The sequence below is a fragment of the Serratia sp. CY27727 genome, assembly GCF_052169275.1.
Lineage (GTDB): Bacteria > Pseudomonadota > Gammaproteobacteria > Enterobacterales > Enterobacteriaceae > Serratia > Serratia sarumanii.
In genome coordinates this window covers 35,674-55,059 of sequence record NZ_JBJNLB010000010.1, presented here as the reverse complement: position 1 = coordinate 55,059, position 19,386 = coordinate 35,674, and the positions used below count along the sequence as shown (strand labels likewise).

Annotated in this window: 7 protein-coding genes and 1 pseudogene; 2 read left to right on the top strand and 6 right to left on the bottom strand. The window is 60.8% G+C overall.

Going from position 1 to position 19,386, the window contains the following annotated elements; all coding sequences use genetic code 11:
* Positions 1-20 precede the first annotated feature (20 nt).
* The 6 genes and pseudogenes from ACJ8HB_RS20255 to fsa all read right to left on the bottom strand — a co-directional run bounded on the left by ACJ8HB_RS20255 (position 21) and on the right by fsa (position 15,881).
* Entirely contained in the window at positions 21-407 is a 387-nt protein-coding gene (locus tag ACJ8HB_RS20255) for a contact-dependent growth inhibition system immunity protein (RefSeq protein WP_047567222.1), read from the bottom strand.
* Positions 404-2,092, bottom strand: a pseudogene (locus tag ACJ8HB_RS20250) (VENN motif pre-toxin domain-containing protein); the annotation flags it as partial. The gene ACJ8HB_RS20255 and the pseudogene ACJ8HB_RS20250, both read right to left, overlap by 4 nt.
* A 10-nt stretch (positions 2,093-2,102) precedes the next feature.
* Positions 2,103-2,468 (bottom strand): hypothetical protein, encoded by a 366-nt coding sequence (locus ACJ8HB_RS20245; protein WP_125460730.1) that lies wholly within the window; start codon positions 2,466-2,468, stop codon positions 2,103-2,105.
* Positions 2,465-13,162, bottom strand: coding sequence for a hemagglutinin repeat-containing protein (locus tag ACJ8HB_RS20240; protein ID WP_052133430.1), 10,698 nt, complete (start codon positions 13,160-13,162; stop codon positions 2,465-2,467). The genes ACJ8HB_RS20245 and ACJ8HB_RS20240 overlap by 4 nt, the downstream gene beginning before the upstream one ends.
* 67 nt (positions 13,163-13,229) lie before the next feature.
* Entirely contained in the window at positions 13,230-14,951 is a 1,722-nt protein-coding gene (locus tag ACJ8HB_RS20235; protein ID WP_047567220.1) for a ShlB/FhaC/HecB family hemolysin secretion/activation protein, read from the bottom strand.
* Positions 14,952-15,215: 264 nt separating this feature from the next.
* Complete coding sequence (fsa, locus tag ACJ8HB_RS20230; RefSeq protein WP_047567218.1) at positions 15,216-15,881, bottom strand: fructose-6-phosphate aldolase; 666 nt, start codon at positions 15,879-15,881, stop codon at positions 15,216-15,218.
* A gap of 149 nt (positions 15,882-16,030) precedes the next feature.
* On the opposite strand from fsa, the gene ACJ8HB_RS20225 reads away from it, so the two are divergent.
* Positions 16,031-16,930, top strand: coding sequence for a glycyl-radical enzyme activating protein (locus ACJ8HB_RS20225; protein WP_047567216.1), 900 nt, complete (start codon positions 16,031-16,033; stop codon positions 16,928-16,930).
* 4 nt (positions 16,931-16,934) lie between these two features.
* Positions 16,935-19,367 carry a formate C-acetyltransferase/glycerol dehydratase family glycyl radical enzyme gene (locus ACJ8HB_RS20220; RefSeq protein WP_047567214.1) on the top strand — a complete coding sequence of 811 codons (2,433 nt, stop codon included), beginning with the start codon at positions 16,935-16,937 and terminating at the stop codon, positions 19,365-19,367.
* The last annotated feature ends 19 nt before the right edge of the window (positions 19,368-19,386 follow it).

The window sequence follows — 19,386 nt, the reverse complement described above, 5'->3', positions numbered from 1 at the left end:
GGCCAGTTGGCCGGGGTCAGTTATACGATTATTTGATTGATTTTTAATATATCTTTTCTTAAATCATCGTTAATATCCGAAGGCTCTAACTGACTTATAAGCTGCTTTATTTGGATAAAAGTACGTTTATGATCTTTTAGATCTTCGCCTTTTATCGTCGATAAAGCGGCTATAAGTTCACCATCATAATATTCTCCAGCCAGCGGATCTTCAGTCAGAACACCCAAAACTCTTGGCATCAACTGATCAACACATAGATCTTGCCGAATGGCACGGCAAAGATCCTCTACGGCCAACTCTTCGATAGGTATGTCAATGACGCGTTCGAACCATAGTTCAAGCGGAGATTGTTGACTTGGTTCCTTCGTTAAGTTGATGTTTCCTATCAATTTACGGAAGGTAATCATATCCCATATCCTTTCAAGGCTGATTCTATTTTATTAATGGCGTCAGTTGCTCTGCCATATGCAGCCTGAGCCTCAGGGTTATTTACGTTTTTCAACGTATCCGCATGGTTCCGCAATCCCCGGAGAGTGTTTTGCATTTCCTGCATATGATCCCAATAACCGCCACTCTCTTTAGGAACAGGATTACCATCCATATCCTTGAGGGTTCCTGTTATATCATGATCTTTCAGAGCATTTTTTATAGTGTTATCAATCTTCTTGATAGCACTTTCTTGCTTCTGATTCAGATTATCGACTTTTTTCTCTTCTGATTTGTTCGGATCATTTTCTGGCGGTGGTGGTGTTCCAGTTCCAGACCCCGAACCACCCAGTTCTTTCTTCTGTTCATCAGTCAGATCCTTGCCTATATTCGGGTTCGAGGCTGCATCCGGTGCATATTTATCCTGAAGTGAACTCAGATATTTACTGGTGATTTCATCGTTACCCATCATTTTCAAGGTAACAAGATGCTCCAGCTCATCGGACGTCATCTTGTCCGCTATATCCTTCACGGCTGCACCTGCCAGTCCGGCAATACCCGCCTTGGCGCCTATCTCCAGCAACTGCTCTGCGACCTTGCTACGACACGGTGCAGCGATAGCACAACCTTCCGCAACGACCTTCAGGAAGTTATTCTCCACCGCATTCTTCCCAGCCTGCCCGCCGGTCACCGCTCCCGCAGTATCTCCCGTCGCCAGCCCGCCTGCAAGCCCTGCGGCCAACTGGCTCAGCGCGCTCACCTGCTGCTTCTCGCTTTCGCTCAGCTGCTCTTTCGTTTTGCCCGGGAACAGCTGCCCGGCAATGTAGCGCGCCGCCAGTTCACCGCCCCCCGCGCCCAGTCCCCCTGCCGTGGCCGACTGGTTGTTCAACTGCGCCGTCACCGCCCCCAGTACAGCGTGCGCCATTGTGTTGGCAGCAACGTCGACTTCACCGGTCAGCGGATTGGTGGTCAGTTTCTTGATTTCCGTCGCCAGATACGGCGAGGCGCCGCTCGCCAGCGCGCCCGCCAGGTTATTGCCCGCAAGTGCCGTCAGCGCCCCCGTTACCGCCTGCGCCGCCTTCTGCAGGTCGCTGCCGGTGCCGTATTGCCGCATCGCGTTGTCGTATGCCCGCTGCATCACCGCCGCATCGTTCGTCGGTTTGCCGCTCTTCTCAAGCTGTTCCCTGGCCTGCGCCAGCGCCGCCGGGTCTTTCTGCGCCTTCAGCCCGGCGATATCTCCCTGCGTGCGGGAATGACATCCATCGCCTGGCCGCCAATCTCCCCAATCAACTGCGCCTGTTTGAGCCGGTTCTGCTCCTTCTCCTTGTTGAATATCGTGCTGATGCTGCCGTCGTTGGCATGCTCGGTATCCCAGTTCAGCTGCGCCACATCCTGCTGCTGTTTGCCGGTGTCGCGGACTATCAGCGTACCTTCGCTAACCCCGGCCTTCGGCGTGCCCGCTGTGGTTGGCGCCCGACAGCATGCCGCCGGCCATGTTGGTCAGCAGATCCTTGACCACCGGCCCGCCGGTGCTAAAGCTGCCGCCGCTGTGCGTTGCGCTGTAGTCCGCCTGGTTGTGGATGTCCGTCCAGCCCAGCGTGCCGGTATCGAGGCGGCTCTGTCCTTTGCCTACCATGCTTGAAACAAAGATCCCGGCCAAATTGCTGGAAACTTTGCTACTTGATAGGGCAATTATAATGCGCAGGTATTTGATAATGCTCTGGTATATCAGGCCAATCTGAAGATCTCAATAAAGAATCCGCATCCTCTTTAAATGCATCAAAAAAACTTGATAAATTCATTGAGTACACTCTGATATATACTAGTGCCGCTTGTATTGCGACCTTATCATCATCCAAGCTCGCCTTTACCAAAAACTCTTTTGCATTTCCAAGCAATTCAAGTTGACGATGGAATGAAGCACATTGTTGAGCTTTATAATCAACCAAAAGATCACTCTCATTTATTGGTTTTTTTGGCATTATCTTCGATAACTGAAGATAAATGTCTTTTAACTCATCAAAATTAATTTCTTTAATCATTTAGGTAATTTCCGTCCTTCAGTAGCAGCACTTTTTGTTTTATCTACATTAACTGAGCCATCCAGATTTAAAACAACTCTAAAGTTACCTTTGCTATCAAAAACTTCAAGATGATTTTTATGGCTAGCATCCAGATAAAATTGATCTCCCTTACGGATCTCATCACTGATGTTACTAGAAGCTTTATAAACTGTTTGTCCTTGATAAATTTTGCTAGTTTTCTGTGAACTATCTTTTGCCAAGACACCAAAACCAGCCTGCTTAAAGAACTCCCCCATATTTCCGACAGAGCCAGCATTAGGAACATATGGAACTTTCTTACCTGGAAGGATGATTCCAGCAATCAACCCTCCTGTTGCTTCCAGCGCTGCCTGATTCCCTTCAGATGCCTGAACTAACGTGTCTTTCACCGCTGACCAGGTTTCACTTTGCATCAGGGCAGTAACGGTATCCGCCACTGCCTGATTCTTCCCGGCCAGGTCGCTCATCGCCTTGCTGCAGTAGCTGTCGCCCGCAGCACATGAAGCCAGTGCCATTGCAGCATCAGCGGCGTAGTCCGCCGAGCCTAGTGCAGCATCACCTGTATCAGCAAGGCCATTGATAATGGCGTTCGCGATAGCAGAAGTGGTGCCTTCACCCAGCTTTTCCCTAACCTGATTTTTCAGAGACTCGGCGGCCTGTTTAACAGACTCCCGCGCCTTATCTCCTGACAACGAGTTATTCTCTACCGCATTCTTCCCTGCCTGCCCGCCGGTCACCGCTCCCGCAGTATCCCCCGTCGCCAGCCCGCCTGCAAGCCCTGCGGCCAGCTGGCTCAGCGCGCTCACCTGCTGTTTCTCGCTTTCGCTCAGCTGCTGCGCCGTCTTGCCCGGGAACAGCTGCCCGGCAATGTAGCGCGCCGCCAGTTCGCCACCACCTGCACCCAGTCCCCCTGCTGCGGCTGACTGGTTATTCAGCTGCGCGGTCACCGCCCCCAGTACAGCGTGCGCCATTGTGTTGGCAGCAACGTCGACTTCACCGGTCAGCGGATTGGTGGTCAGTTTCTTGATTTCCTTCGCCAGATACGGCGAGGCACTGCTCGCCAGCGCACCCGCCAGGTTATTGCCCGCCAGTGCCGTCAGCGCCCCCGTTACCGCCTGCGCCGCCTTCTGCAGGTCGCTGCCGGTGCCGTATTGCCGCATCGCGTTGTCGTATGCCCGCTGCATCACCGCCGCATCGTTCGTCGGTTTGCCGCTCTTCTCAAGCTGTTCCCTGGCCTGCGCCAGCGCCGCCGGGTCTTTCTGCGCCTTCAGCCCGGCGATATCGCCCTGCGTGCGGATGACGTCCATCGCCTGGCCGCCAATCTCCCCAATCAACTGCACCTGTTTGAGCCGGTTTTGCTCCTTCTCCTTGTTGAATATCGGGCTGATGCTGCCGGCGTTGGCATGCTCGGTATCCCGGTTCAGCTGCGCCACATCCTGCTGCTGTTTGCCGGTGTCGCGAACTATCAGCGTACCTTCGCTAACCCCGGCCTTTGTCGTGCCCTCGGCGTGCCCGCTGTGGTTGGCGCCCGACAGCATGCCGCCGGCCATGTTGGTCAGCAGATCCTTGTCCACCGGCCCGCCGGTGCTGAATGACCCGCCGCTGTGCGTCGCGCTGTAGTCCGCCTGGTTGTGTATGTCCGTCCAGCCCAGCGTGCCGGTATCGAGGCGGTTTTTCTCCTTGTCAGCTTGGCTTGCAATCACAGCGCCGTCGAGCTGGGTATGTTTTTTGACCTTGACGTCATACCCGCCTTGGCCGGCAAACAGCCCGGTCTGCTCTTTTACCGAGTCGAAGTTGCTGTGCAGTTTGTCCTTGCTGGCGCTTACGTTGACTGAGCCGGTCATCGAGCCGAAGGTGAAGCTGCCGCCCGCGCTGGCGTTTTGCTGTTTGGCATCATAACGGTCGCTGTCCTGCTGGCTTTCCAGCGCCAGGTTACGGCCCACGTCGACGGTGACTTTTTCTCCGCTGGCCTGCGCGCCGGTAAGCCGGGTGTCGCGGCCGCTGGTCACCTTGAGATTACTGCCGGCATCCAGGGTGGTTTCGGCATGCGTCAGGCCGTTGCCGTTCTCATGCCCCTTGCCGGCATTGACGCCGGCCGAGACGCTGATGCCATAACCGCCAGAGCCTGCGCCGATGCCGACACCGACGTTGCCGCCTTTGCTGCTGTTTTTGCCGACGGTGCTTTCGCGGTTCTGCGCCGACTGCAGGGTAATGTCCCGCGCCGCATCGAGCGACAGATCTTTGCCCGCTTTCAGCTGGCTGCCGGTGATGGCGATATCGCCACTTTGCGCGTTGTGGTTCTTGCCGCTCGCCGTTATCGACAGGTTTTGCCCGGCGGTGAGCGTGCTGCCCTGCGACTGGTGGCTGTCGGTGCGGGTTTCGCTTTTCGACGACTGACTGCCGTAGGAGGCGCTGATGCCCACTGTGTTGGTGGCACCTTGCGCCGCACCTTCGTCCCCCGGCTGTAAACCGGCGGCGGCGTTTTTTGCCTCCGCCGAGGCGGTCAGCGCATTATCCCGCTCCCAGGCTTGTGCAGCCTGCACGCCGGACAGCGCCGCCTTGGTGTTTTGCAGCGCGTTCAGGCGCCCATCGCCTTCTTTTCGCGCCTGCTGCGCCGAGCTGACGGCGGTGTTGAGCGCGCCGCCCACGGTGCCCGACAATGCCACGCTTAGGCCGCTCTGCTTCTGCTCGTAAGTTTCTTTACGCGTGTGCGCATCAACGCCGGGATCGATAGTCACGCTGTCGCCGGTAAGAGCCAGATCTTTGCCCGCCACCAGGTCGGCGCCGCCGATGTGCAGTTGGTTGCCCGCCGTGATGTTGACGCTGCCCTGGCTGCTGCCGACGGTGCTGACGCTTTGGCTTTGGGTCCGGCCTTTCTCGTCGATTTCGTGTTTGCTCGACTGTTTGCCAATGGTGAAGCCGATGCCGCCGCTGCTCAGCAGGCCGCTTTTTTTCTTCTCTTCCAGCCGGTAATGCGTGTCGGTCTCGGTGGCCGCGCCGATGTCGACGTTACGGCCTGCCTGCAGGTTCACGTCCTGGTCGGCGGCAATGGCCGAGCCGGTGACCGTCAGATCGTTGCCGGCGCTGACGCTGACGCTGTTGCCGCTGAGCAGGCTGCCTTTCTCGCGTGTGGTGGCGTCATGCGCCACGCTGTGGCTGCTGCTTTTTTTCAGGAAACCTTTTTTCTGTGACCGCTCTTCACTGAGGGCCGACTCGCGTTCGGTGGCGGTATTGAGGGTCACATCCTGCTTCGCCTGCAGGGCGATGGCGCCCTGTTCGCTGTGCAGGGCGCTGCCGGTAACCGTGACGTCGCCTTCACGCCCGATCACGGTCACACCCTCGCGCCCGCTGAAGGTGCTGCCGGTGCTGATTTCGCGCTCGGTTTGCTCTTCGCGATGGCTTTTGGTTTTGCCTTCGCGTTTGTTTTCGCTGTCCAGATCTTGCGTGCGGCTGCGCGCGTCTTTAATGGTCACGTCCCGCGCGCTGACGCCAATACGCCCCTCTTTACTGTCAATCTGCGCGCCTTCGGCCAACAGGCGGTTGCCCGCCACTAGGGTGACGCCCTGGTCTCCGCCGAGTGCGCTTACTGTCAGGCGCTCTTCCTGGCGGTCGTTACTGACTGATGAAGTACGGCTGTTGGCGTCCAGGTGCGTGGTATTGGTGGTGCTTTCGGCCCTGATGTTGATAGCGCCGCCGGCCTGCACGCGGGTGCTGCCGGCGGCGCTGGCCTGGCTGCCCGTGAACGTGACGTCTCGCCCGGCATTGAGCGAGAGGTTGCCGCCAGCGTTAAGCTGACTCCCCAGAGCCTGCTGCCATTCGCCGCTGACGTGCGCCATCCGGGAGCCTGCCGCTTCCGTGCCGCCGCGGGTGCGGTTACCCATTGAACCGGAGATAACCTCAAGATCGGCGGTATGGCTGCTTTTCGCGGCGGTGATGGTCAGATCGTTACGCGCGCTCAGGCTGAGCGTATCGGTCGCATCCAGTTTCGCTCCGGTGAGCGTGATATCGGTGCCGCGCAGGCGAATGTCGCCGGCGCTCATGGTCGCCTGGCGCAGCGCGTCCTGCAGGTTAGTGCTCATGGCCAGACTGTCTGCCTGCACGTCAATGCTGCCTGCCCTGACGTCGCCGCCCTGATGCAGGAACTGCCCGGCGTCAACCGTCAGGGCTTTTTCGGCAAACAGGTTGCCGGCATTGGTGATGCTGTTTGCCGAGAGTTGCAGGTCGCCGCCGCCAATTAGCGCGCCATCGCCGGTCAGGCGCAGCGTAGTCTGTGCCAGATACACCTTCGGCACCCACACCGTTTGCGAGCCGCCTTCCGTTTGCACCGTCTCGCTCACCAGCCAGACGATATCCTGTTGCAGCGCCGCAATCTGCTCCGGCGTCAACGCCACGCCCGGCACCAGATGGAAGTCCTGGGCGACTTTGCTGCCGTTGTTCATCAGTTGCTGGTACTGCTCCATCGCATCCCAGCCCTTGACGGACGGTTTACCGGTCAGCGCCAGCACCTGCTCACGCACCAGACGCTGCTCGTAAAAGCCGTCCCCCAGGCGCTTATGGGCCTGCGCGGGGTCATACCCTACGCGCTCGAGCATGTAGTCGCTGCTGATAAAGTTGTCGCGGCGGGTAAAGCGTTCATCGGTTACCACCAGGAACGGGCTGCCGGTCGCCGTATGTTGACTAAACAAGCCGTTATTGGGGATGGCGGTGGCCACATTGCCCAGATGCTGTAACTGCGTCAGCGCCAGCTCAGACGGCAGCAGTGGGCGCCCCAGCGGCGAGGACGGCGTGGCGCCCGGTCTTGTCATTTGCTCACCCGGCGCCAGCGTCGTATCGCCGTCAGGTCGGGCAGCGCCCTCTACCGTGAAGGCCAGCGGATTGCGCTCAAGCTCGGCGCGTTCGGCATCCACCGCCTTTAACGCCGCATCCAGTTGACTGATTTGCGCCTGATTGACCGTGGTGTTGGTGATGCGGGCTCCGTTGATGGTGACCGTGCCATTGCCGGTGATCACCCCGTCAACGGTCGCCAGCGCCGTGGTTTCGTCCCGGTTGAACGTGGGGTACCAGTGATGCGTGTCCTTGTCATAATGGTCAACGATAGCCGCCTGACGCCGCTCGTTAACCGAGTAACCGCGGTTGTCCACGCTGCCGCCGCCGTCCTGCGTCAGATTGCCGTTGGCCGTAATGACGCTGGCGTCATTGAGCAACGTTCCCGTGATGCGCAGCACCATGTTGCCGCCGGCCAGAATACGCGCGCCGATCCCCTCACTCACCAGCTTGTCGCGCGTCACCGTGCCGCTCTCGGTACGTTCGCGGAAGTTGTTGTAATCGGTGATGAACGGCGCGCTGTCGATATCGACATGCTTTTCGGGATCCCAGGTCATCACCTGCGTCCAGTCGTGCTCCCAATGGAAGCCGTTTTGATAAGGCGTCGGGATGGTCGCCAGCTGATTGCCCCCACGCGTTTTATAGAACGTCATCGCATAGCTGCCATCGGCATTCGGCTTGAGCGCCAGGTAGTTGACCCACAGGTCGGTCAATTGGCCCTTATTGTCCTTGACCCGTACCTGTGCGCGCTTGCCCGCCGCATCAATGGCCAGCAGTGTGCCGTAGCGGTTGGTTTGCGCCGCCGCGTCATCCTGATAGGTCAGCTGCTGGGTGGTCGGTGCCATGGTGCTTTTATCGGGATTGACCTTTGAACCGTAGGAGCGCCAGTAGTAGTTGTAGCGGTGCCATTTGTAGTCGCTCTTCTCGGCGTTACGCTCAATCACCAGCCCTTCGCGCAGGTTGTTCAGGCGACGCGCTTCCACGGTGGCGTCACCGTCCGCTTCGATAAAGCTGGCCCGGTTTTCAATCAGGTCATCGCTGTGCAGGTGCAGACGGTCGGCGCTGTAAATCAGCGCTCCCTCCCGGTTGATCAGCCGCTCACCGGCCTGCACCGTCAGGCTGTGGGTCGCCGCCATCACCGCAGGCGCACCGTGGTTGTCGATAATGCGCCCGTTCACGGTGATGTCGTCGCCCATCAGCGCCGCGGCGTTGTCCAGGGTATCGACGTTCAGCGTCATGCTGTCCGCCTCAAGGCGCCCGGTGTTTTGCAAGGCTCCGGTCGTCAGCTGCAGCGTTTTGCCCACCAGCGCCGCCGGATTGGTGATGCTGGCCGCATGGAGCGCCAGCTTGCCGGGCAGCAACCAATCCGCCAGGTTGGTAAAGGCGCCGCTCAGGGAGAACGTCACCGTACCGTTACTGCTGATCGTTTCGCCGGCCTGATGGGTGTAGTCCTGCTGCGCGGACAGCGTCAGCGCCTGCAGCCCCAGCAGGGTACCGTTCTGATTATCCAAGGTACGCCCATGCAAGGTAAGTTGCCCGGCGCTCTCCACGCGCCCGCCCTGGTTGAGCAGCGCCAGCGGCGAGTCGGTCCGTGACCGGTCAGTATTGATATTGAGGTTGCCGTTGGCCAGGATCCGCCCCTGGCGGTTGTCCAGCTGCGTGACCCCCGCGAGGGTCATCTGGCCGCTACTCTGCAGGAGGCCTGCGGTATTGTCGATATCACGAGAGGTGATATCGGTGCGCGTGGTGCCCAGTATCAACCCGCCATCGCGATTGTTCAGGCGCTCGGCCTGCACATCCAGTTCCGCCTGGCTGCTGAGCGTGCCCTGTCCGCTGTTATCGAACGCTTCGGTCTTGAGCGCCAGCCCCTGGGTTGACACTAATTGCCCACCCCGGTTGTTGACCTGCGCCCCCTCAAGCGTGAGCGCGTCGCCGCTGTGCACCTTGCCGTGCTGATTGTTAAGCCGGTCGAGTCGGTAGGTGCCCGCCCCCTGACTGATGAGCGTACCACCGGTATTATCCAGCTGCTTTGATGCCACCGCGATGCCGCCGCGGCTGCTGAATACGCCGCGTGTATTATTGATACCGGCGGCCGACACCTCTTGCCCGCCATTGCTGCGCACTGCACCGCCGGTATTTTCCAGCAAACCAAGAATGCGCAGCGCCACGCGTTGCTGGCCGTCTATCGTCCCGCCGGCATTATTCAGCGCCTGCGCATCAAGCGCCAGCGCATCGCCGCTCTGTATTTTCCCGCCGCGGTTGTCGAGCCCGCCGTTCAAATTGAGCCGCAGCTGCTTCTGGCTGTTGAGTTGCCCCGCCTGGGCGTTATCAAGGCTGCGGGCGGCGATAGTCAGCGCCTGGCCCGCCAGCCATTCGCCGCCGGTGTTATTGATGGCGCCGGCGTGCTCGCCGTCAGCGGCCCCTTGTACGGTCAGTTGCCCCTGCGCCGAGGCCTTACCGCTGCGGTTATCGATATCCTGTTTGATGCGCAGCGCCAGGTTTTGCGCCGATTGCATCACGCCCCGGGCGTTATCCAACCAGTCAGCCGTAAGCTGTGTTTCCTGCCGGCTCTGTACGCTGCCCTGCGTATTGTCAAAACCGCCGCTGATGGCCCGCCAGCTCCCCAGGCTGCCCATCCAGCCCTGCGTGTTGACGATATCCAGTGCCTGCAACACCTGAGACGATTGACTGAGAACTCGCCCCTGGCGGTTATCCAGTTTGCCGGTGAACTGCATGTCCAGGCTATCCAGCGCGTTGATGGCGCCCTGAGCATTGAGCAGACTGGCGGCGCGCACCTGCGTGCGGCCAGTGCCGGTCAAGGTGCCGTTTTGGTTATCCCAGCCCCCCGCCAGATTCAGAGAAAGCACCTGGCCGCCCAGCACCACCCCTGCGGCGCGGTTGGTCAACTGGCCTCCCTGCAGAGACAGATCGCCGCCGCTCTGCAGGGAGCCGCCGTCATTATCGAACAGGCTGCCTGCTCCGCCGTTAACGGCAAGGGCCTGCTGCGCGGTCAGTTTGCCGGAACGGTTGAGGATATTGCCAGTCGCATCCAGCGTCAGGCCTCCGCCGGACTGCAGCCGCCCGCCGGTATTGTCGAGCGACTGCGCGTTGGCGGTGACCTGCCGGCCACCTTGTGCGGTGCCGCCCTGATTGTCCCAATCGCCATCGGTGTTGACGGCGAGTGCGCTGCCGCCTTCAAGCCAGCCGGCGGCGTTGCTCAACCCTTGCTTCGCCGTCAGGTTCGCATCCTGCCTGGCGACCACCTTGCCCTGAGCGTTATCGAGGCGCTGCGCCGTTAGCGTGAGCGACTCGCCGCTGATTTCCCCCTCGCGGTTGCCAAGCACGCCCGACGCAGTGAGAGAGAGTCTCTGCCCGCCCAGCAGCTTGCCGGCCTCGTTGTGGATGTCTCGCGCTGACACCGTGGTTTGCCCATTTCCCTGCACCCTACCGTGATGATTGCTCAGCTCGCCCTCACTGCTCACCGTCAGCATCTCACCGGCGCCCAGCAGCCCCTGCGTGTTGTCCAGCCCCTGACGGGCATGCAGGTTAAGCCGTTGTCGGCCAATCACCTTGCCCTGCGTGTTGTCGAGACGGTCAGACTGCACCGTCAGCACCGTGGCACTGATTTCGCCGCCGCGGTTGGTGGCGTTGCCCGAGGTCTGCAGGGTTGATGCATGGCCTGAAAGCAGCTTACCGCCGTCGTTGTTGAGATTGCTCGCCGTTGCCGTGACGGCCGTTTCGCCTTGCGCCGTGCCGCCACGGTTGTCCCAGTCGCCGGCGTGCACATTCAGCGCCTTGCCGGCGCCAATCAGGCCGCGTTGGTTATCCAGGCGGCCGGCCGTCAGTTCGAGATTTCCCTGGCCGATGACCTGCCCCTGCGCGTTATCCAGCCGTTGTACCGCCAGACGCACGTCATCGCCGCTCAGGGTGCCGGACTGGTTATTCAGATCGCTACCTGCCTCAAGCCTCAGGCCGTTCCCGGCCAGCAGGTTGCCCCCGGCATTATTCACCGCGCCATCAGCATGGAGCGTGAACCCCGCCTGGGTTTTTATCGTGCCGCGCTGGTTATCGAGGCGACCGGCGTCGAGGCGAAGAGCTCCGTTGCTGCCCATCGTGCCACCGCCATTGTCGAGCAGGCCACCCACTCGCCAGTGCTGCGCCGTTTCCCCCAACGCCACCAGGCGACCGCGCTGATTGACCAGTCGGCCGGCCGAAAGCCGGAGGCTCTGCGTCTCGATGGTGCCGTCACTGTTATCCAGCGCGCCCGCCAGGGTGAAACGGCTCTCACCGTCACCGGTCTGAGACCAGGTAGCCTGTTGGTTGAACAGGCTGTCAGCATCGACCGCCCAGCGCCCGGCCTTGACCTTGGCCTGCTGCGCATCCACATTTCCCTTCGTGCTCACGGCCAGCTCACCGCTGTCTACGGTGGACTGGCGCAAGGCCACGCCGCCCTCGCGGGCCGCCAGCTCGGTGCGGCCGGCCGCAACCTGCGCGCCGCTGATATCCACCCGGCGCCCGGACGCGTTGACGTTCTTTTTACCGAGCAGACTGCCACTGGCGCGGATATCGCCCTGGCTATCAAGCTGCAGATTGGCATCATGGACCAGCGTGCTTTCGGCATTACTGCCCGCCAGCAGGTGGCCGCTGCTTTGGATGCCGCGCGCGGCGTTCAGGTGCACATTCCCGGCCGCCGCCAACGTACTGGATTGCGTTAACATTCCCTCGCGACTCTGCACGGCCAGTTGGCCACCGCTATACACTTTGCCGTGCGTCTCGATGTCGCCTTTTGCCGCCAGCTGAATATCGCCGCCGGCCTGCGTGGGCGCATCAGAGCGCCAACTGAGCTTGCCTTCGCTGCTCACGGTGAGCGTTTTGCCCGCCCGGACCTGTCCGCCCTGGTTACGCACGCCGACGCCGGCTTCGGTGCCGATCATGCGGATACTGCCGCTGTACATGCCACCCATCTGCCCCATGTCGATGGCAAGCTCAGGCCTGGCACTGCCGTCGTCCGAAAGCGGCGCGGCGGTTTTGCCGTCCGCGCTCACGCGGTTACGACCGGCCACCACCGACACGCCTTCTTTAGCCCAGACGCCGGCGTTGACCTCCACCGCGCGCGCCAGAATGTCGACGTACTCGGTATCATGACGGGTATCGCCGTTGAGCCCACCGCCCTCGATGCGCACCACGCCGCGCTCGACCTGGTAGCCCGCCACGCTGCCATCGGCGTTCAGTTGCGGTTTGCCGGTGGTCAGCGTCATGCGCCCAGCGTTGATGGTGCCGCAGCCGTTGCAGACAATGCCGGCGGGGTTGGCCACAATCACCTGCGCCTTGCCGCCGGCCACTTCCATAAAACCGCGCAGTTGGCTGGGATTGTTGCTGTTGACTTCGTTGAGGATGACGCGAGCCGGCGCGGAATTGGGATTGAGATTAGGGTTACCCTGGATCATCCCGGCCATCTGGGTCGCGGTCATCACCGCCGAGTTGTTGAGGATGGCGCCTTTGGCGTCGACGTCGAACTGCTGATACTGATTATGTGAAACCCCAGCCTGGTTGGGGGCGGTGATGTTGACCTGCGGCAAGCCGTTCTGGGTAGTGATGACCTCCGGCCGCTGGGAAGGATTGGCACCGCCGTCCGCGACAATGCCGTCTGCCATGACGGGGCCGGCGAACATCAACAGCCCAAGCAGCCACACTGACCGACGCACGGTGACCCACAGACGACTTCCACCTGTTATTCCTGAACCGATGCGCTGCCCCGGCTCGCTGCTGCAGCTGCGGGCCAGTTCGGACACCACCCGCAACTCCCCGTGGGTGCGGCTGAAGATAAGGCGATAGCAATGTTTGTTCATAGGTCACATCCGTGAGAAAAGTCAGTCCGTTCAGGTCAGTGCAGCAACGCTGCCGGTATCGCGATGTTCAGATTTCCAGATTTACGCTAAAACCCGCAGTCGCGCCGGAGGTATGGAACCCCGCAGGCTTGTAGAGCGGAACGCCGGCAAACAGGTCATAGCTGAATCGCCCCCACAGCGCGCCGCGCACGCCGAGCGCGCTGCCCGCCAATTGATGGCCAACCAAGTGGCGGGTGTTTGGGCCGTCCACCCGGCCGTAGTCGGCGGCCAGATACAATTCATGCCCGCGAGAAAACACGTTCCAGGCGATTTCATTGCGCCATAGCAGGCCCTTTTCGCCGGACAGCATCTGTTCGCCGTCAAAGCCACGCACCGTGTAACGCCCGGCAATGGCCATCCGCTCCTGCGGCGTCAGCGCGTTCGGGCTCCACTGCCCCCTTACGCTGGTATACACCCGCCAGGGCTGATCGCCCCAGGAGAACGGCTGATTGATGCCCAGGTCGCCGAGCAAAATGCCGGTACGTGCGCTGCCTTCATGACGCGACTCTTCCGGGGCAGGCAGGGCATTGAATGCGCCGGTGCCGCGGCGCCAGTTGATATTGGCGTCCAGCGTAGTGGTACCGAAGTAGCTGCGCTGATTCAGCCCCAGCTCCCAGCCGGCGGTCCGACGTTTTTGCGACACAATATCAACGTTGTCCACGGCGTTAGTCGAGTGCTTGCGGTAGCCGCGCAGGTTGAGCGTTAACTTGTGCGACTGGTCGCGGTACAGCAACCGGGAGACGGTCAACTGAATGTTGTCGCTCTTGCCGCTGTAGCGCAGCACCTCATTGGCGTTGGGGATGTTCTGGTGATAGGTGTAGTCGTTGTAATTGGCCGAGAAAGCCCAATATCCCACCGGGAAAAAGTAGTTCAGCGTATGTGAACGGTTGCCGAACAGCCCGTGCTGAAACACATCCTTGCCGATGTTGGCGTAAAACAGGTCATTCTGTGCAAACGGCGCATCGATAGCCAGAGTGGCCGAACCGAGATAACGCCCGGTACTTTTGGAGCCGCTGTCGTCCAGCCCCAGGCTGAGCCGCACCGGGCGCCCTTCGTGCCAGTTGACCTGCAGGTCACTGGTTCCGTCCTCGGCGCCGGGTACGATTTTAATATCGGCATTGGCGCTGGGCACCCGCCTGAAGTTCTCCAGCCCCTGTTCGATATCACGCAAGTTGAGGATATCACCGCGTGAGGCCGGAATAGCGTTCCACAGCCGCCCACGCCAGGAGACCGGCTCCTCAAAGCGGATGTCACCGATACGCCCCGGCTGCAGCGTCAGCGTCAATACGCCCGTGGTCAAGTCCTGCTCCTGCGCCATCACGCGTGTGGTGACATAGCCCTTGGCCAGTATGGCGTTTTGTACCTTGTTGATGGCAAGCACAATGCCCTGGCTACCCAGACAGCGGCCCCTGGCATCCGCCGCGGCGTTCAACGCCCATTGAAAGCGATCGGCAGACTCGCCGACCAACGTTAGCCGATTGATGATGAAGCAAGGGCGTTCATCGGTTGGGTAATCGGGCAGCACAACGTCGGGACGGGAAAGGCGCGCATCGGCCTGCGGGGCATTTTGCTGTTGCAGGGCGCGCTCGCGCTCCTGCTGGCGCTGCTGTTCGCGGGCATCAATGGACGCCATTCCATCGCTGGTAGACGCCGAAGCGGAAAACAGGGGTACGACGCCGATCAATAATCCCGACAGCCCGCAGCGGATAGAATAAAGTAAAGCACGAGCAGTATCTGAATCTGAGCGCATCCTTGGCTCCTCACCGTTACTTATAGTTATTTATTTTTTCAAAATCATAAGTTAAGTAAATTAATGTAAATAAACTTACTCTGGGGCGAATTATGAGCTTCGAGGGGGAAAAATCAACAGCTTTATGGCACTGCGATTCACAAAACCATAAGGGAGGCGGCGGGCATGCGAAGAATGGCGAAACGGCGGGAGGATGACGCCATGATGCGCCATCCTTTAAAATTAATTGTCGATCGGGAGGAAAATTAACACATCAGGCCGTTATCAGCTCAACAAATTGCTGCCGAAAGCCCCCTGCCAATCCTGCTCGAACTTCTCAACCGCGGCCTGCACCGCCGGCGCGCTGAGGAACTGCTCCGCCACATCCACCGGCAGCGTGATCGCCTGGCAGCCCGCCAACAGGCATTCCAGCGCCTGGCGCGGCGTTTTGAAGCTGGCGGCCAGCACCTGCGCCGACGGCGCGTGCAGGCTCAGCAGCTGCTGCAGCTCGTGCACCATTTCGATGCCGTCGCCGCCCTGCGCGTCCACCCGATTGACGTAAGGCGCCACGTATTCCGCCCCGGCCAAGGCCGCCAGGAGCCCCTGCCCGGCGCCGTATACCGCCGTGCCCAGCGTTGGGATGGACATCGTTTTAAGCTTCTTGATCGCCGCCAGCCCCTCGGCGGTTGCGGGGATCTTGACCACCAGCCCCGGTACGCGCTGGCTGAGCAGCGCGGCCTCCGCCACCATGCGCTCCGCATCGGCCGCCATCACCTGCGCGAACAGCTTGCCGGTGCCGCCGAGGGCGTCGCGCAGCGCGGGCAGCACTTCCCAAATCGGCTTGCCTTCCTTCGCCACGATGCTTGGATTGGTGGTGACGCCGTGCAGCGGCAGAATGCGCGCCAGGCGTTTTACCGCCGTCACATCGGCGGTATCGAGATAAAGCTCCATCACGGACTCCTGTGTCATGTTCTGTGGGCGGATTCAAACTCTGATCATCATAGGGCAAAAACCCCGTCAACCTTTGACCAAAATCAATTCAACTTTCATTCGAAACACCTTTAATGGCGAAAGATTCAGCAACGCCAAACGGGTGACTCATGTTCTTCAATCTGCAGCGCTACTCGACCCATGACGGCCCCGGTATCCGCAGCGTGGTCTTTTTAAAAGGGTGCCCGCTGAGTTGCCGCTGGTGCCAGAACCCCGAAAGCCGCTCGCGCCACGCGGATCTGCTGTTTGACGAACGCCTGTGCCTGAGCGGCTGTACGCTGTGCGCCGAGCGCTGCCCGCAAGGCCTGCAGCGTGACGAGGGCGCGCTGACGCTGCGGCGCGAAGCCATCAGCGCAGACGACTATGCGGCGCTGGCCGCCGCCTGCCCGACCGGCGCGCTCAGCCTGTGCGGCAGCGCGGTCAACCTCGACGATATCATGGCCGAGGTGATGCGGGATAAGCCTTTCTACCTGCGCAGCGGCGGTGGTGTAACGCTGTCCGGCGGCGAACCCTTTATGCAGCCGGTGGTCGCGGCGGAGCTGCTGCGGCGCGGCCGCGAAGCCGGCATCCACACCACCGTCGAATCCTGTCTGCACGTTCCGTGGCGTTACATCGCCCCTTCGTTGCCCTGGCTGGATCTGCTGTTGGCCGATCTCAAACACACCGATGAAGCGCGTTTCAAAACCTGGACCGGCGGCTCCGCCCGTCGAGTGATGAACAATTTCCGCCGGCTGGCGGCGCACGGCGTGCCAATGACCGTGCGCGTGCCGCTGATCCCCGATTTCAATGCCGATCGCCACTCTGTCCGCGCGATTGTCGACTTCGCCGCCGACGAGATCGGCGTATCGGAGATCCATTTTTTGCCGTATCACACGCTGGGCATCAACAAGTATCACCTGCTCGGCGAACCTTACCGCGCCGCCCGCACGCCGCTGGACGCGCCCAATCTGCTGGCCTTCGCCGAAGCGTACGCCGGCGCCAAAGGCCTGAGCGCCATTTTGCGAGGATAACGCCATGACTACGTTGGATTTGAAAACCCTCAGCGCCCGTATCCAGGCGCATAAGAACGCGCTGATTCACATCGTCAAACCGCCGGTGTGCACCGAACGCGCTCAGCACTATACCGAAGCCTATCAACAGCATCAGGATCGGCCGCTGCCGGTGCGGCGCGCGCTGGCGCTGGCCAACCATCTGGCGAAGCGCAGCATTTGGATCGCCAACGACGAGCTGATCGTCGGCAACCAGGCCAGCGAGCTGCGCGCCGCGCCGATCTTCCCCGAATACACCGTCGGCTGGATAGAAAACGAGATCGACCAGTTGGCCGACCGGCCGGGTGCCGGCTTCTCGGTCAGCGAAGAGAACAAGGCGATTTTGCACCGTCTTTGCCCCTGGTGGCGCGGCCAAACGGTGCAGGATCGCTGCTATGGCATGTTTACCGACGAACAGAAGGCGCTGCTGGCCACCGGCATCATCAAAGCCGAGGGCAACATGACCTCCGGCGACGCCCACCTGGCGGTCAACTTCCCGCTGCTGCTGGAACTAGGCCTCGACGGCCTGCGTGAAAAGGTGAACGCGCGCCGCAGCCGCCTGCGCCTGACCGAGTGGGAAGATCTGCATAAAGCGCAGTTTCTCAACGCCATCGACATCGTGCTGGCGGCGCTGAGCGAACACATACTGCGCTTCGCTCACCTGGCGCGCGACATGGCGCAGCGCGAAACCCGCGACTGGCGGCGCACCGAGCTGCTGGCTATCGCAGACAACTGCGATCTGATCGCCCATCGCCCGCCGCACACCTTCTGGCAGGCGCTGCAGCTGTGCTATTTCATCCAGCTGACGTTGCAGATCGAATCCAACGGCCATTCGGTTTCCTTCGGCCGCCTCGACCAATATCTCTATCCCTGGTATCGGCGCGACGTCGAGCTGGAGCAAAACCTGGCGCGGGAAGACGCCATCGAGCTGCTGCACAGTTGCTGGCTGAAGCTGCTGGAGGTCAACAAGATCCGCTCCGGCTCGCACTCCAAGGCCTCCGCCGGCAGCCCGCTGTACCAGAACGTCACCATCGGCGGCCAAAAACTGCTCGACGGCCGGCCGTGCGACGCGGTCAACCCACTGTCCTACGCCATTCTCGAATCTTGCGGCCGCCTGCGCTCCACCCAACCCAACCTCAGCGTGCGTTACCACGCAGGAATGAGCGCCGATTTCCTCGACGCCTGCGTGCAGGTGATCCGCTGCGGCTTCGGCATGCCGGCGTTCAACAACGACGAAATCGTCATTCCCGAGTTCATCAAGCTGGGGGTTGAACCGCAGGACGCCTACGACTATGCCGCCATCGGCTGCATCGAGACCGCCGTCGGCGGCAAATGGGGCTATCGCTGCACCGGCATGAGCTTCATCAACTTTGCCCGCGTGCTGCTGGCGGCGCTGGAACAGGGCCGCGACGCCACCTCCGGGCAGATTTTCCTGCCGCAGGAACAGGCGCTGTCCAAAGGAAACTTCGCCGATTTCGAGCAGGTGATGGCCGCCTGGGACCGACAAATCCGCTACTACACGCGCAAGTCAATTGAGATCGAATGCGTGGTGGACAGCGTGCTGGAGGAGAACGCCCACGATATTCTCTGTTCCGCGCTGGTGGATGACTGCATCGAACGCGGCAAAAGCATCAAGCAGGGCGGCGCCAAGTACGACTGGGTTTCCGGCCTGCAGGTCGGCATCGCCAACCTCGGCAACAGCCTGGCGGCGGTGCGCAAACTGGTGTTTGACCAGGGGGCGATCGGCCAGCAGCGGCTGGCGGCGGCGCTGGCCGACGACTTCGCCGGGCTGGATGGCGAACAGCTGCGCCAGCGGCTGCTCAACGCCGCGCCCAAATACGGCAACGACGTGGACGAGGTCGATCGGCTGCTGGTGCGCGCCTACCAAACCTACATCGAGGAACTGAAGCAGTATCGCAACACCCGCTTCGGCCGCGGGCCGATAGGCGGCGGCTACTACGCCGGCACCTCGTCTATCTCGGCCAACGTGCCCTTCGGCGCCGCCACCCTCGCCACCCCGGATGGGCGCAAGGCGCACCAGCCGCTGGCGGAAGGCGCCAGCCCGGCGTCCGGCACCGACCACCTGGGGCCGACCGCGGTGTTCAATTCGCTCGCCAAGTTGCCTACCGAGGCAATCCTCGGCGGCGTGCTGCTCAACCAAAAGCTGAACCCGGCGACGCTGGACAACCCGCGCGATCGGGAAAAGCTGATGCTGATGTTGCGCACCTTCTTCGAGAGCTATCGCGGCTGGCATGTGCAGTACAATATCGTGTCGCGCGAAACGCTGCTGGCGGCGAAGCAACACCCTGACCAATATCGTGATTTAGTGGTTCGCGTAGCTGGCTATTCCGCCTTCTTTACCGCATTATCCCCTGAGGCGCAGGATGATATTATTGCGCGCACAGAACATACTCTTTAAACCTTTGACTCTTAGCGGC